The organism is Chryseobacterium sp. GM_Chr_2 (genome assembly GCF_026540445.1).
GTDB lineage: Bacteria > Bacteroidota > Bacteroidia > Flavobacteriales > Weeksellaceae > Chryseobacterium.
This window is the reverse complement of record NZ_JALNUD010000001.1, coordinates 684621-701464: the sequence shown is the minus strand read 5'-3', so window position 1 is coordinate 701464 and position 16844 is coordinate 684621. Positions and strand designations below refer to the sequence as shown.

Here is a 16844-nt window from a genome sequence, read left to right as displayed (position 1 = left end):
TCATGATGATCTGTTGTTACTAAAAACTAAAAAAACAATTAAACCATGAAACTGAAAAAAATACCCTCAATTTATTCTTTTAATTCATCCTCACTGTTCATTTCCTAAAACTTAAGTAAATCTTCAAAAGCCCTTTAAAAAGGTAGTTTGTATAATAAATATACTTTATCTGATTAATTTATTTTTGCTGGATAGCTTTTACGATATTGAAGAAACTTCGAATATTCTGCAGGCAATGATGTAGTGTTATTTTGTCGACCAGAAACTTTAAAAATTTATAATGAATTAATTTGATTTTAAAGAGTCTTAATTATAGATGGAGTTCAGAAACCATTCAAACGAAGCGGAACCGAAAAGCTAAACGAGTAGGAAACATTTAAACTAAGCATTAAAAATCATGAAAAAATTCTATTTTTTATTCTTAATCCTCAGTTCAATTTCTGCATTTGCACAGTATAGTTACACAACGTATAATACTTCAAATTCAGCAATAGGAAGCAATTATATTGCTGATATTAAGACTGATGCCAATGGTCTGTTATGGCTGGCGACTTATAACGGGGTTTCAACCTTCAACGGAACCACTTTTACCAATTACAATACTTCCAATTCCGGTATTGCATCCAATTCAATTATAAAAATCCAAATTGATGGTTTGGGCAAAAAATGGATTGCATCTCAACTGAATGGAATCATCATGTATAACGGTACCACTTGGGTTAATTATACAACTTCAAATTCAGGATTGCCGACGAATACAATCAACGATATAGCTATTGACGGACAAAATAACCTTTGGATTGCAACAGATTCAGGACTTACAAAATTTAATGGTACTACTTGGACTACTTATACCTCTGCAACGAATTTAAATTCTGTGGCAACTGACACTAATAATGGAGTTTGGGTGACAAATGATGGTGTATTGTATAAATTTAACGGAACAGATTTCGATTTTGTAGCGCAGGGAACTCAAAAAATATTGAGAATTGCCAACAATACAGTCTATGTGAAAGGTTATGATAGTTTAATTACGCTAACGACAAGTGGTACTAATCTTACTTTTATCTATCAAAGTACTTCTTGCCTTGCAGGATACAATCTTAATGCCTTGGACGTTGACACTAACAACAAAGTATGGATTGGGTTTAATGGGTCAGGTTTGCAAAACTTTACGGATTGCACTACCTATACTAAAACAAATACCAATTCTGGCTTGCCAGATGATTATTTTAGTGCAGTTAAGACACAATCTTCAGGAACGATCTGGCTGGGAACATTGCAGCTTGGTTTAGTGAAGATGTCGCCAAGTACTGTTCAAACAGGTTGTTTTCAAAAGATAGATGCAGGTAGTTTGCATAGTGTAGCTATAAAAACAGACGGAACATTGTGGACGTGGGGTAATAATTATTCAGGAGAATTAGGACATGGTACAAACACCAGTACATCAACCCCAAAACAAGTAGGAACCGGTAACAACTGGAAAGAAATTGTTGGCGGAAGCAGCCACACAATTGCTCAAAAAACAGATGGAACTCTTTGGGCATGGGGAGCAAATTCAGGCCAGTTGGGTAATGGTACAAATACAGCACAAAATACCCCCGTGCAAGTAGGAACTGCTAATGACTGGAAAGTTTTTGATACCGGAATGTATCACACGGTAGCTATAAAAAATAACGGAACACTATGGGCATGGGGACTCAACCCTTACGGGCAGTTAGGTACTGGTAATACGACGGGCAGCTTAGTACCTATTCAAATAGGAACTGCTAATAATTGGTTAGCTGTTCAATGCGGACAGGATTTCACCATTGCATTAAAAACAGATGGAACACTTTGGGCATGGGGAAGCAATTATTATGGTGTTATTGGAGATGCCACTAATACCAATAGGCTGGTACCTACCCAAGTAGGAACTGCTAGCAACTGGCAAACGCTTGGTGTCGGAGGGCTTCATGCTACTGCATTAAAAACAGACGGAACACTTTGGGCATGGGGTTATAATGCTAATGGACAGCTTGGAGATGGAACAACAGTAAATAAAAATATTCCGACACAAATCGGAACAGCTACTAACTGGCAGACGATTGCTGCCGGAGGAAATCATACCCTTGCTATAAAATCCAACGGAACACTTTGGGCATGGGGAAGAAATCAATATGGACAATTAGGAAACGGAATTACAACTAACAGTAACGTTCCTTTACAAATAGGCAATCTTACGAACTGGAAAAATATTGTTGGTGGAATATCACATACCTTTGCATTAAAAAGTGATGGAACTATTAATACTTGGGGATTAAATTTATATGGTCAATTAGGTGATGGTTCTACTGTTGATAAAAATATTCCTACAGCTATTGCCTGCCCAACTTTAGGGGTTAATGACTTTGCAACGCCGAACAATACCCTAAAGGTTTATCCAAACCCGGTTAATGATAAGCTGATGATTTCGCTTGATCAGAAGATATCTTTGGTATCGGTTTATAACCTATTAGGTCAGGAAGTATTGAGCAAAACAATAAATGCTAATGAAGGAACATTAGATCTTTCTGGTCTTGCATCAGGAGTTTATTTGGTTAAAGTCAATTCAAATGATTCGACTAAGACAATAAAAGTCATTAAAAAATAAATAGATTAAAATTAAATCAATGAATTGCTAACACGCAATCTGATTTTTGACTATTATTTACCAATCAAAGTACACTTGTAAAAAGTGTACTTTTTTATTTTATACCTTCCAGAAAATTTATTTCTCAACCTAATTTCAGGATTCTCCTAAGTTTTTCCAAACAATTTCAATTGAACCTCACTATTTTGGAATTGTAATATTTAAATTTTAAGCATTATAAAGACTCTACAGAAATACAGGTACTTCTGTTATTCAAATAGTTCTACTAAATTTTACATTTAAAGAAAATATACTTTATATTTGCTCACTTATAAAAAATTTAGAACTAAATAATCATTACAAACTTTTATTAAAATGAGGAAGAAAATTACCCTATCCTTACTTTTGATGCTTTTTCTCATAGCATCAAAGATTTCTGCTCAGTGCACAACGGGGACCCAATATCCCGCCGGGATTCATCAGGCTACGGGAGCCGCCGGTACAAGTACGATAAACACTGATGCAAGAACTGGCCAATATGCCAGTGTACATGTTGAACCATCAAGGTATTATACTTTTACGTCATCGGTATCTACGGATTATTTGACCATTACCAATGATACTGGTACACAAGTGCTTGCTTCTGGGGTTACACCCGTAAGTTTTGTTTCAGCTTATAATCAGGCTGTTCGGTATTACTTACATCAAAATGCACAATGCCAAACTACCGATCAGTTTGCAAGAACAAGAAAAGTAACGTGGGTTACGGCTCAAGCGTGTTTAGATGTGACACCAACAGGTGTTTCGAATATTACACCTATATCATGTACACTTAATTATACTACGCCTTCTGTGGCGCCAGCTTTTGGCTATCAAGCTTATGTGAGTACTTCATCTGCTACGCCTGGTGCATCAGTACAGACAAGTTCTTCGAGTACAAATTCAATGTTGGTTACCAATCTAAACCCAGATACTACTTATCACTATTGGCTTCGTTCTAGATGTGATTATCAATATGGAGCTTGGATTTATGGCGGAACTTTTACAACGATTTCATCATTGCTTTGTAATAGTGCCTATTATGGCATTTATCCTTCAGCTACCGTTACACCAAACTGTAATGGAAGTGATGATTTTTTTGCTACTGATGTAAAAAATGGTAGTTTTTCTAATATAGCTGTTGTTCCAAACACTCAGTATCAATTTAAAACCAATTATGGTACCGATTTTATTACCATTACTAACGCTTTAGGAACTGTTGTTCTGGCAAGTGGTACAACACCTGTCAATTGGAATTCGGGCTCTACTTCCGGCGTTGTTCGTTTTTATTCTCATGACAATGCCCAATGTGGTTATGGCACTTCTACAGGAAGTTCACGTAATAAATATGTAAATTGTATTACAACATCTGTTACTTGTTTACCTCCGTCTAATTTTGCGGTGGGTAACATTACGTCCAATTCTATAAGAATGTCTTGGGCTGCTCCAAATAATGTACCGAGTAGTGGCTATGAAATGTATATCATTACAACAAATACAGCTCCAACAATAAATAGTACAGCTACACATACCAGTACAACTACAACTAAAGACATTAATGGTTTAACAGCGGGTGTTACTTATTATTATTGGGTTCGATCTAATTGTGGTAATGAAAAAAGCAGCTGGGCTTCGGGTGGCTCTTTCACAATGAATCAATCATTAAGTTGTAATGGAGCTATTTATGGTTTATATCCAGATGCTGCATTTACGCCTTCGTGCACTGGTAGTGCAGAGACAATTACTTCTAGCGCTTTTGCAAGTCAATATTCTAATGTAAACATCACTGCTAACCAACAATATATTTTCTCTTCTTCTGTGGGTACCGATTTTATAACGATTACCAATAGTGCAGGAACTTCAGTTTTAGCAAGTGGGCAAACACCATTAAGCTGGTCTTCGGGTACAAATACAGGTGGGATACGTTATTATTTACATAGTAATTCTAACTGTGGATCACAAAACACAAACAGAACTAAATATATTCAATGTGCAGCAACTGCAACTTGTGGATTACCTTCACAATTATCAGTTTCTAATATTACATCAAATTCTTGCAGACTGAACTGGACGGCACCAGCAACAGCACCAACTAATTATGATATTTATGTAATTACAAGTAATACTGCACCTACAAGCACAACAACACCTTCTGGAACAACTGCATCGGCAGCAGTAGGAGCATTATTGAATGGAATTTCGGCAGCGACAACTTATTATTATTGGATAAGATCTAACTGTAATGGAACAAAAAGTGCTTGGGTTTATGGTGGAAGTTTTAATACACTTGCTGCTTTAACTTGTAACAGCGCAACGTATGGTTTATATCCAAGTGCTACTTTTACCCCAACTTGTACGGGGAGTCCGCAACAAATTGTTGCCGATGCTTATGCTGGTGAATATTCAAACGTAAATGTAGTTGCTAATACACAGTATACTTTCTTTAGTTCGAATTCATCAGACTATATTACAGTAACCAACGCTTTAGGAAATACGGTTCTAGCATCTGGTACCACACCTCTAAACTGGGTTTCGGGTACTTATTCAGGCGTTGTTAGATATCATATAAATACCAATGCTTCTTGCGGTACACAAAATACAACTAGAGTAAGATATATTCAATGTATGGGGCTGGCTTCTTGTGGAGCTCCTAGTAATTTAACAGTATCCAATATAACTTCAAACTCTTGCAGACTTGCTTGGTCTCCGCCAGCGACGGCTCCTTCTGATTATGAGGTATATTTCTCTACAGTAAATTCAGCACCAGGGAGTGGAACAGCTGCAAATTACTCAACAGCTGCTACTGCAATAGCTTCATTAAATCCGCTAAGCCCTTCAACTACTTATTATTATTGGGTTCGTTCTAATTGTAGCGGATCAAAAAGTGACTGGGTTTCCGGAGGAAGTTTTACAACCATTGCCGCATTAGCTTGTAATGGTGCATCATTTGGTTTGTATCCTTTAGCTACTTTTACCCCTGCTTGTACAGGAAATACAGAACAAATTGTAAACAATGCTTATGCCGGTGAATATTCTAACGTGAATATCGTAGCAAACAGACAATATACTTTTACAAGTTCTGTAGCAACTGATTATATTACCATTACAAATGCAGATGGAACAACAGTTTTTGCTAGTGGATTAACACCATTAGTATGGAGCTCAAATTCAACATCTGGAGTTATTAGATACTATTTACATGCAAATGCTAACTGTGGAGCGCAAGGCACGTCAAGAACCCGTTCAATAAAATGTGAGAACATTACAGCTTGTAATCCGCCTTCTCAATTTTGGAGTAATGATATTACTTTAACATCAGCTACTATAAGTTGGACACCTTCATCATCGGCACCTAATGGTGGCTATGTGTATACTTACGGAACGAATCCTAACCAGGGAACTACAACCGGAAATACATCAACTACCAATGCCAATTTATCAAATTTATCGCCTAATACAACTTATTACTGGTGGGTTGCTGCCAATTGTGCTTCTGGTTTAAGTACTTCGACTTTAGGAGGTTCATTTACTACCCTTCCTGTAGGTTGTTGGAAAACAGTATCTACGGGTATGAGTCATTCGCTTGGGATAAAATCAGACGGAACACTTTGGGCGTGGGGTGGAAATGATTTCGGACAATTAGGTGATGGAACATCCACTAATAGAACACTTCCAGTACAAATTGGAACAGCAAATGACTGGCAAAGTGTGAGCGCAGGGACATTTCATAGTATGGCTATTAAAAACAATGGAACACTTTGGGGATGGGGACTTAACGGAAATAGCCGATTAGGTGACGGAACAACTAACGGTCGAATCTTCCCTGCTCTAGTAAATTCAGATACGAACTGGAAGAGCGTTTCTGCTGGAGATACAAATACAGCAGCCATAAAAACCGACGGAACCCTGTGGGCTTGGGGCTATAATGGGTACGCTCAATTGGGAGATGGATCAACCAACAATCGATCGACTCCTTATCAAATAGGAACAGCTACTAACTGGCGTAGTGTTGATCTAGGATCGGTACATGCGCTGGCTATTAAAACTGATGGAACACTTTGGGCATGGGGTACCAATTCATACGGTCAGGTAGGAGACGGTACGACAGGTACTAGGTTTAATCCTTTACAAATAGGAACTGATACAGATTGGAAAGATGCTTCTGCCGGAGGTTTTCATTCAGTGGGATTAAAAACTAACGGAATACTTTTCACTTGGGGAAATAATTTGTATGGACAGCTTGGTGATGGCACGAATACTTCTAAATCAGCACCTAATGCAGTGTATGATGGTGTTAAAAGTATTAGTGCTGGTTCTGATCATACTGTAGGAACGTCATCTTATGGAAATATGTGGTATTGCGGTAGCAATGTGTATGGCCAATTAGGCGATGGAACAACCACTAGTAGAAATACCATTTCAATGACCAATGCTAACAATTATCAAATGGCTATAACCGGATTTCATCATACTTTATTATTAAATAATGAAAGTAATATTTCTGGCGCTGGTTTAAATGGATCAGGGCAATTAGGTAATGGCTCAACAACAAATAGTTCTTCATGGGTGTCTATTCCATGTCCTGTAAGCAGCCTAATGGTTGATGAAGTTAAATCTTCAGCAGATAATTTAAAAGTTTTCCCAAATCCTGTAAATGATATTTTAAATATATCTTCTGATAAAAAGATTGTCTCGGTAACAGTATTCAGTGCTGCAGGACAATTGATTTTTACGAAAGTAATCAATGATAAAAAAACATCGATTGATGTTTCGAATTTAATATCAGGAGTTTATATGCTAAATATAGATTCAGGTGACAAAAATGTAAAAACAGTGAAAGTAATTAAAAAATAGATCAGGATATTTATTAAATGTTTTATTTTCAATTTATTACATATTAAATAAAAAACAACCTTCGGGTTGTTTTTTTGTTTTTGCAAATCAGGTATTTCGGTTGTGCTGATGAAAAAAATTAAACAGGCTTCTTGTAATCAAAATTAGAATCCGTTCCCCAGTCATAGTTATACTTGACGAAGATCATCAATTTTTCTCGCTATTTTATTTTTGAAGCTATTTCCCGCTTTTCGTTGCAATCTTTTTTTTCAAAAAAGGATTTCCACTGCAATCGGGGCTAGGAATTTTGTTTATGATTAAAAATACCGGAAAAATACCTAAGAAGACGGCAAAAAATATTTCCCTATTTTTAAAATCACAATCTCAAAATATGGAAATAAAGGTTACTGTAAAGCAACTCGGCAGGAAACATCCTGTTCTTTCAAAGCAAATTCTCGATATTGCTCATCATGAAAATACCATTTCATTAGAACATCTTTTAAAGTTGGTTGTTCAGCAGCAGGTAGACGCATTTAATGCAAAATCCTTTGAATTAGAAGATGAAGATTATACCAAAATTCCACAGGATAATTATTTAAATATCTTAACCGATACCGGAAAAGTAGGTTTCGGAAGTATTTATAACGAAAAAAGAGCCAATCTGGAAAAGGCTCAGGAAAACGCAATTCAGGCTTTTGAAGACGGAATGTTTGCCGTTTTTTATAATGACGAGCAGCTTGAAAATCTTTCTCAAACAATCGATCTGAGCTTACAACATACTTTTACCTTCATCCGACTTACATTTCTGGCAGGAAGCTATTGGTAAGTTAGGCGGGAAGATGGGGGATGGAAGCTGGAAGTAATGAAAACCATCCTAGCAATAGTGTTACAAAACTTCCAGCTTCCAGCCTCCTACTTCCAGCCTAAAAATCTTCCATCCAAAAAAATCTTCAAAACATACTAAATCACACTAACAATGGAAATCTGTGAAAAACTAAAATCGAAGAAAATTGTCGATTACCACAAGAATCTGAAAAAAGATCTGAAAGAACAGGCTGAAAAAGGGTTGATCTCAAAGCTCTTTTCAAAATCAAAACTGAAAAAAGAAGTTGCAGAATTAGGATTGCTTCTCCTTGGCAAGAACGATTATTACGAAGAAATTACGCTAGGTTCTTCACAAGCCGATAAAATTAAAGAACATATCAAAAGTAATATCTGGGAAGACAAAGATTATTACGAGCTATTGGTTTATTTCTTTGGCGATAATGCCGAACTGGTAAAATATGCATGGAATAAAATGCCTTTCAAAATGTATCAGACAGGCTACGAACGCCGCTCGTTCCGTGCTCCGAATAATGAAAGGTTCACTTTGCTTAATCAGGTGAATTTAATAAGAACGTTGCTGGAGCTTCCCAGTATTTATAATTATGGTTCGGGATATCAATCTTATGAACTTTCTTTGGAAGAGCAGATTGTTTATGATACGCAGGTTTCCAATAATGGAAGTCAGTTTTATATTTGGTCGGCAGCGATAGATACGGGAAACAAAGAAATTTATCAGTTGATTGAGGATATTATTTTCAATAAACATCCGGAAGGAAAAGTTTCGCGAAATATCATCCATGCTTTGCTGAACAGCGAGCAAAAACAATGTTGGGAGCTTGTGGAAAAACTTTTGTTGGCAGCACAAAGGCAGGAAGGTCTGCGACAAACCATTTTAGAAGCTTTAGATGAAACAAATACGCAGGCTTTAGAGTACATGGTAAATGTCATCGAAGAAAATAAACTGACCCGCTTTTCATCCGTTGTAAGAGCCATCGGCACATGGACTGGGCTTGGCTGGGAGTCTGAAAAAGAATCTGTAGTGAAAAATATTGTTTCGTTGGCGAATCTCTATTTCAATAACCCAGATAAGATCTCAGAAACTGTAAAAAGCAAGAATAATAACGAAGTTTATATGGCGCTTTGGGTGCAGGGCGTTTGGGATGTAGAGCAAACGGTTCCTTATCTGCATGACCTGTTAGATAAAGGAAGTATAGAAAAGAAATGTCTGGCGATAAAATTTGCCATCGAAACCAGAGATCCTTATATCCAGATGCCGCTTTTTTATAAAGCTGTTCTGAATGGCGATCTGCAAGTGCTGGCGTTTGCTGGGCAGGCTTTAAGCTCGTTGTTAAGTGTCAATGTAAAATCAAAATTCTATATCAATAATCCGGATTATCCTGATTTCTTTGAAAAGCTGCATGAGTTAACTCAAAAAATAGAGGTCAAAGAAAAGAAATTTGAAGGAAAAGTATTCTCTTGGCAGAATGCAGTATTCAGGAAGAGTGATTTATATGCCTCAATGTTTTATTTGGTAGGCGAGGATAGTGAAAAGCTGGATTTGGTACTTTCGTATTTCGATCAGTTTGAACTGGCTTTGCGTGAACAGTTAACGAGAAACCTTCTGGGCGATTTCTACTGTTATTCATATTCCTATAATTTTGAGAAAAAGAAAAAAGAAGTAACGCCTTTCCAGAAAGAGTTTGCCTTTAAAATCGTTAAAGACCGCGGAGAATCTTTAGTGGCTTCAGGAATCAACGTTTTGCAGCAAAATCCTTTGACTAAGGAAGAAGCCATGACTTTCTATGATTTGTTTAAAAGAAAAGGAGGAAACCTTCGTAAAAAGCTGATTGAGCTGATGATGAAGCAGGAAGATGAGGTTGTCATGCCTTTAGTAGATGAACTGACGTCTAAAGGTGATGTAGAGCAGAGAACCGCTTCTTTGGATATCATGCTTCAGCTTCAAAAAAGTAAAAGAGCTTCAGCACAAATTGGGCAATGGCTTCAGCAATATTCGGAGAGAACAAAAATTTCTGAGCGGGAACAAGGCTTATTGGATCAGCTGAATCCTTCTGAAGATAAAGAAATTCTTTCTGCGGAAAATGGTTTCGGTTTTTACGATCCTTCGGTAAAATCAGCTTATGAATTGCCGAAAGTAGATACTGATTCTGTTTATTCGAGGGCAACAAAAACTGATAAATATGGTTTTACACAATCGCAGACTCATATTAAAAATGAACTAAAGAAGCTCAATGATCTTTTCCTAAAAAATAAAGATTTTGAATACGAAACAGAAGACTGGAATGGTTCTTTTACAAAAGAATTACTAGGCAACAGTTTCCGCCCGATCAAAAGAAATACAGATGGATTTACGGGTGAACAGTTATTTGAAAACTATCCTCTGCATGAAGTTTGGGAGCAATGGTATAAAGAATCGGGATTGCAGCCGCAGGATTTGTTTTTACTAACATTTGTGGATAACTGTGACCGTAAAAAATTCAGAGATTTTCTTGAAAATTATGTTTTCTATCATAAAGATGTAATCCCGAATCCTCTGAAAAATCATTATTACTGGAATAATCCGATCAAAAATATTCTGGATTCTTTGAAATACAAATTCAGGTTTGAAGAAGAGAATGATTTTCTGATCGATGCCAGCGCGACTTTATTTGCTAATCTTCCTGAAGATGTTATCAATTTTAAAGCTAAACAAAATGAATATTACTACGGTCGCGGCGGAAATGGATGGCAGCAACAGGGCTTTTTTACTGTGTTTTTACAGGCTATTCCAACTAAAAAATTATCAGACGAACAGTTTGTAAAAGTCTGGAATCTTCACCGATGGATGCAGTTCAACGGTTTGGAAGAAAACATTCAGTTTACGGTTCCGCATCTGTATTTATTCTGCAAAGCGTATGAACTGAATTTAATTACAAAAGATGAATTATACGAAGGAATTTTCACTGCAGAATCGGCCATCAGAGATCTTACGACAACGAAATTCTATCATCACAGCGAAAAATATTTAGAAACATTCCCTTTCCTGAAACCAATCGTTGAGGAAATTCAAAATAAATTTTTAGATATTGAATTAATTCGTGGTGATGCAGGAACTTCGGTTTCTCATTTTGTTCAGGATTTCCAGTCGATTTATGGTGCGGAACGTTTTGTACAAATTTTAAAAGGTTTTGGCAAGGCGAATTTATATGCCAATTATATTTACAGCTACAGCAGCGAAAGCATGACCAAGCAAAAGCTGTTCTCTTATCTTTTATCCAACTGTTCTCCTCGCGAAACAGATACTCAGGAATCATTCAACGAAATGGTGAAAAAAGAAAAGATTGCAGAACTTCGTTTGATTCAGGCAGCAGTGTATGCTCCGCAATGGCAGAAATTCATCAGTAATTATTTAGGGTGGAAAGGATTGGATTCTGCGATCTGGTGGATGCACGCCCATACAAAAACAGGAACATATGAAGCGCAGAATTCCGGATTGGAAAGTGAAGTGGCTAAATATTCTTCCGTAGATGTTCAGGAGTTTAAAGATGGGGCAGTAGATAAAGACTGGTTTACAAAAGCCTATAAAGAATTAGGAAGAGCACGTTGGGAGATGCTGTATGATTCTGCAAAATATATTTCAGACGGAAACGGGCACCGCAGAGCAAGATTGTATTCTGATACTTTAACGGGAAGTTTGAAGATAAAAGAAGTGACGGCAAAAGTGAAAGATAAGCGTGATCAGGATTATCTGCGCGTGTACGGCTTGGTTCCTTTAAGCAAAACAAACCCTGAAAAAGATGTACTGAACCGTTACGAATATATTCAGCAATTTAAAAAAGAAAGTAAAGAATTTGGCTCTATGAAGCAGGCGAGTGAAGCTCTGGCAATTCGTGTGGCGTTGGAAAATCTTGCTCGAAATGCAGGGTATCCTGATCCAATTCGCTTGACTTGGGCGATGGAAACTAAGCAAATTCAAAATCTATTGTCTAAAGATACGCAGGTTACGATTGACGGAGTTACTGTAGGTTTAATTATCGAAGACGACGGAAAGGCAGAATTGGTAGTTTTCAGAGATGATAAACAACTAAAATCAATTCCTCCGAAGATCAAAAAAGATAAAGCGATTGTGGAATTAGGAAACAATCGAAAAATTATGCGCGAGCAGTGGAGCCGTTCGAGAAAAGGCCTCGAAGAAGCGATGATTCGCGGTGATGAGTTTCTGTATGCAGAAATCCAGAATCTGTTTGAACATCCGGTGATTGTAAAACATCTGGAGAAGCTGGTATTTATTTCAGATGACAATAAGATCGGATTTTTCCATGATGGAAATTTAGTGGATGCTCAAGGCGAAATTCATGAATTAAACGAAAATAATACCTTAAGAATTGCGCATTGTGTCGATTTGCATCAACATTCGGTTTGGAGCGATTTTCAGCATTATTGTTTCAAAGAAAAACTGGTACAGCCTTTCAAACAAATCTTCAGAGAGCTTTATGTTCCGACGCCGGATGAATTACAGGAAAAATCGGTTTCCAGACGTTATGCGGGTCATCAAGTTCAGCCAAAACAGGCATTGGCATTGCTGAAAACGAGAGGCTGGAAAGTAGATTATGAAGAAGGCTTGCAAAAGGTGTATCATAAAGAAGGTTTTCAGGTGAAATTATATGCCATGGCAGATTGGTTCTCGCCGGCAGATGTGGAAAGTCCGACGCTTGAAACCATAGAATTCCATTCGTTGAAAGATTATAAAAATATTCCTTTTGAAGAGATTAATCCTAGATTATTCTCTGAAGTAATGAGGGATATTGATCTGGTGGTTTCTGTGGCGCATGTGGGTGGAGTAGATCCGGAAGCGAGCCATTCATCAATCGAAATGAGAGCCGTCTTAATGAAAGAAACAGCAAGATTGTTTAAACTCGATAATATTAAAATTGAAGGTTCTCACATTTTAGTAAAAGGTCAAATGGCGGAATACAGCGTTCATTTGGGAAGTGCGGTGGTGCATCAGGTTCCGGGGAAATATCTGTCTATTTTACCAGTTCATTCGCAGCACAGAGGAAGATTATTTTTGCCTTTTGCCGATGATGACCCGAAATCTGCTGAGGTTTTGTCTAAAGTTTTATTACTGGCCAAAGACAACGAAATACAGGATCCTACAATCCTTTCTCAAATTAAGAGAGAATTTGTGTGAGATTAGGTGGGAAGATGGAAGAAAGGAAGCTTGAAGTTTATTATGGTTATCTATGAAAGTTGTATCATCTTAAATGTTAAGACCTGATTATACCTCCTGCCTCAGGCCTCCATCCTCCCTCCAAAAAACAAAAACGGTACACTTTCAATAGTGTACCGTTTTGTTATAATAAGTGAATTTTTCAGTTTTTGAAGATAAAAAAAGCACCCTTTTTCAGATGCTTGTGTTTTTAGAATTATTCTTTTTTTAAACTTCGTCGTCAGAATCTATTGTGTAAGATTTGCTTTTGAAGTCTTTGTCATGTTTTTCTGATATTACATCCTCACCCTTTTCGTTAATGATGAAATCTGTGGACTCATTAAACATCTCCTGAAAACTTTTAAAATCTTCCTTGTAAAGGTAAATTTTGTGCTTCTCGAATGTAGCTTCTCCATTCTCTCCGAAATTTTTCTTACTTTCTGTAATCGTAAGATAATAATCTCCTGCTTTTGTCTCGCGCACATCAAAGAAATAAGTTCTTCTCCCTGCTTTTAACACCTTTGTGAAAATTTCATTTTCATGGCGCTCCTTGTATTCACTCATTGTTAGATATTTTTTAATCTTGTTAAGAACAAATATAAAAGTTTTCTTTTAATCACAAAATTTTTTTTATGATTTATTTAACAATTGAGAATGAAATGGCTAAGCAGTTACAGAATTGCTAATTTCACTAAGGTTGATGATTTTATCTGCTCTCTGAGCGCTAGACTCTCTGTGTGTGATGATTATGGAACTTGCATTCTTGATTTTTCTATCGATATTTTCGAGAATATTCTGTTCCGTTTCGGTGTCTAAAGCAGACAGCGAATCATCAAAAATAATGATGTTGGGGTTCTTAATTAGGGCTCTGGCGATGCAGATTCTCTGTTTCTGACCTCCCGAAAGCATCACTCCACGCTCACCAACCAGTGTTTTATACTGTTCTTTAAACTCAACAATATTTTTATCCACGTCGGCAATTTTAGCATATTCTACCACTCTTTCATGAGACGGATTATCGATGGCAAAACCAATATTGTTTTCAATGGAGTCTGAGAAGAGGTAACTTTCCTGAGGAATATAGCCAATGAAATTTCTGTAGTTTTCTAAATTATGATCTTTAAGGTTTTTTCCGTCGATTAAAATTTCACCTTCCGTAGGATCGATCAAACGGCAAAGAAGCAAGGCAATGGTTGATTTTCCGCTTCCGGTTTTTCCCATGATGGCTAAAGATTCTCCGGCATTTATTTTAAAACTTAAATTATGAAGCGCTCTGATGCCTGTATTCGGATACACGTATGAAACGTTTCTGAATTCAATTTCACCTTTAATCGTATAATTTTCAAAATTTTTATTTACGATCTCAGATTTTTTATCCATAAATTCATTAATTCTCTGCATGGATGCTTCCGCTCTCTGATTAACAGAAGTTACCCAACCCACCATAGAGAAGGGGAAAATCAGGGTGTTGATATACATGAAGAAATCGGCAATCTTACCGATACTTAATTCTCCTGCGATATATTTTTGTCCGCCGATCCAGATAATGGCAACATTCAGCAAACCGATTACAAATAAAATAATGGTAAAGAAATACGCTTCTGTTTTTGCTAAATCTAATGCCTTATTCTGATAATCGGTAACCTTTACGCCATAATTTTTCTCGATATATTTTTCTCTGGCAAAATATTTTACCACACGAATTCCCGAAAAGCTATCCTGTACAAAAGTGGAAATAGCAGACTGGCTTTTCTGCATGATCTTCGACTTTTTATTGATAATTGAACTTACCTTATAAATGGCATACGATAAGATCGGAAGTGGCAACAACGTCCAGGCGGTCATCGACGCGTCGGTTTTTACCATATAAATTGCCGTGATAATCACCAAAACAATCAAATTGGCAACATACATTACTCCGGGACCAAGGTACATTCTTACGGCAACCACGTCTTCGCTTAATCGGTTCATTAAATCTCCAATCGTTGTCTGCTTATAATCCGTTAAAGAAAGATCCTGATAATGTCTGTAGATTTTATTTTTCAGTTCATATTCAATTCTTCTGGATGCAACGATAATGGTTTGTCGCATCATAAAGGTGAAAAATCCCGTCAGTAAAGAACAACCAACAATAATGGCAACGTAAATCAGTACTTGTTTATTAAAGCCAAGATTTCCGTTTTTTGTAAGTTCGTCGACCGATTTTCCTACAAACTGAACTTTATATATGTTGAAAAAATTACTGGCAATGATGAATAATACCCCCCAAAATAATAATATTTTGTGCTTTAAAAAATAAGGGTTTAAGGTTTTAAGCGCTTTCATATAGTTTTACAAAATTACGAAAATGTGATCAGATTACGAATTTCATCAATTTTAAATTTTGTATCTTTGCAGCCATTAAAAAGCTCTTTGAATGTTAGGAAGACGACAAATCCGTGAAAAAGTAGTACAGACTGTGTATTCTTATTACCAGAATCCTGTAAAGTTTGATGTTTTAGAGAAAAACATGTTTGCCGGAATAGAGAAAATCTATCATCTCTATATCTACCAGCTAAACTTCTTGGTTTCTCTTAAAGAATTGGCTGAACACCAAATTGAGATTGGAAAGAATAAGTATATTAAAAGTGATGCTGATGTAAATCCGAACCAGAAATTCATCAACAATCAGGTATTAATTAAGCTTGAAGAAAACCCTGAGAGATTATTTTTTACCGGACAGCACAAGCAGTTGAAATGGGATTTGCATGATGATCTGTTGGTGAAAACCTTCCAGAGAATGACAGCCGGGAAACGTTATCAGGATTTCATGAAAGAAGAAGGTTATTCTTTTGAAGCTGATCAAAAATTTATCGGAAAATTATTTTTGAGATATATTGCTGAGAATGACGATTTCCATGATTATCTTGGTGATAAGGAACTTTCTTGGTATGACGATATTCACATCGCGAATTCAATGGTTCAAAAAACAATCGGTTTCCTGAAAGAAGATGAAGAAAGCAGAACTTTAATTAAAATGATTAAAGATGAAGAAGATAAAACTTTCGCTATGAAGCTTCTTAGAAATACCTTGGACAGCTGGGAAACTAACGAAAAAAAGCTTGCTGAAAGATTAGAAAACTGGGATCTGGAAAGAGTTTCTTTAATGGATAAAGTAATCTTATCTACAGCGATCGCGGAGCTGGACAACTTCCCTTTTACCCCTTCAAGAGTTATTATTAATGAATATATTGAGGTTGCTAAAGTATTTGCAACAGACCGTTCGAATATCTTCATCAACGGTATTTTAGATAAATATTGTAAAGATTTAAATAGAATATAAATATTTTA

7 protein-coding genes are annotated in these 16844 nt (G+C 36.5%); 5 read left to right on the top strand and 2 right to left on the bottom strand.

What is annotated here, in order from left to right; all coding sequences use genetic code 11:
• Positions 1-397: 397 nt before the first annotated feature.
• The 4 genes from OXQ85_RS03100 (at position 398) to OXQ85_RS03085 (ending at position 13496) form a co-directional block, all read left to right on the top strand.
• Positions 398-2632, top strand: a complete 2235-nt coding sequence (locus tag OXQ85_RS03100; protein WP_267402305.1) for a T9SS type A sorting domain-containing protein — start codon at positions 398-400, stop codon at positions 2630-2632.
• Positions 2633-2986: 354 nt separating this feature from the next.
• Positions 2987-7504 carry a fibronectin type III domain-containing protein gene (locus OXQ85_RS03095; protein WP_267402303.1) on the top strand — a complete coding sequence of 1506 codons (4518 nt, stop codon included), beginning with the start codon at positions 2987-2989 and terminating at the stop codon, positions 7502-7504.
• Between the two features lie 370 nt (positions 7505-7874).
• Positions 7875-8309: a hypothetical protein gene (locus OXQ85_RS03090; protein WP_267402301.1), complete on the top strand. Its 435-nt coding sequence runs from the start codon at positions 7875-7877 to the stop codon at positions 8307-8309.
• 150 nt (positions 8310-8459) lie between these two features.
• Positions 8460-13496 carry a DUF4132 domain-containing protein gene (locus OXQ85_RS03085; protein ID WP_267402299.1) on the top strand — a complete coding sequence of 1679 codons (5037 nt, stop codon included), beginning with the start codon at positions 8460-8462 and terminating at the stop codon, positions 13494-13496.
• A gap of 246 nt (positions 13497-13742) precedes the next feature.
• Here the strand turns inward: OXQ85_RS03085 and OXQ85_RS03080 are convergent, their stop codons facing one another.
• Together OXQ85_RS03080 and OXQ85_RS03075 are read right to left on the bottom strand one after the other, a co-directional pair.
• Positions 13743-14078, bottom strand: coding sequence for a DUF3276 family protein (locus tag OXQ85_RS03080; protein WP_034679055.1), 336 nt, complete (start codon positions 14076-14078; stop codon positions 13743-13745).
• A gap of 99 nt (positions 14079-14177) precedes the next feature.
• On the bottom strand, positions 14178-15839 hold the full coding sequence (locus OXQ85_RS03075; protein ID WP_267402293.1) for an ABC transporter ATP-binding protein: 1662 nt from the start codon (positions 15837-15839) through the stop codon (positions 14178-14180).
• 91 nt (positions 15840-15930) lie between these two features.
• Here OXQ85_RS03075 and OXQ85_RS03070 point away from each other — a divergent pair, with 91 nt between their 5' ends.
• Entirely contained in the window at positions 15931-16836 is a 906-nt protein-coding gene (locus tag OXQ85_RS03070) for a transcription antitermination protein NusB (protein WP_267402291.1), read from the top strand.
• Positions 16837-16844 lie beyond the last annotated feature (8 nt).

What these genes read in the sequence shown, in the direction of transcription:
- OXQ85_RS03100 (WP_267402305.1), top strand. Translation starts at nt 398, where the DNA reads ATGAAAAAATTCTATTTTTTATTCTTAATCCTCAGTTCAATTTCTGCA.
- OXQ85_RS03095 (WP_267402303.1), top strand. Translation starts at nt 2,987, where the DNA reads ATGAGGAAGAAAATTACCCTATCCTTACTTTTGATGCTTTTTCTCATA.
- OXQ85_RS03090 (WP_267402301.1), top strand. Translation starts at nt 7,875, where the DNA reads ATGGAAATAAAGGTTACTGTAAAGCAACTCGGCAGGAAACATCCTGTT.
- OXQ85_RS03085 (WP_267402299.1), top strand. Translation starts at nt 8,460, where the DNA reads ATGGAAATCTGTGAAAAACTAAAATCGAAGAAAATTGTCGATTACCAC.
- OXQ85_RS03080 (WP_034679055.1), bottom strand. Translation starts at nt 14,078, where the DNA reads ATGAGTGAATACAAGGAGCGCCATGAAAATGAAATTTTCACAAAGGTG.
- OXQ85_RS03075 (WP_267402293.1), bottom strand. Translation starts at nt 15,839, where the DNA reads ATGAAAGCGCTTAAAACCTTAAACCCTTATTTTTTAAAGCACAAAATA.
- OXQ85_RS03070 (WP_267402291.1), top strand. Translation starts at nt 15,931, where the DNA reads ATGTTAGGAAGACGACAAATCCGTGAAAAAGTAGTACAGACTGTGTAT.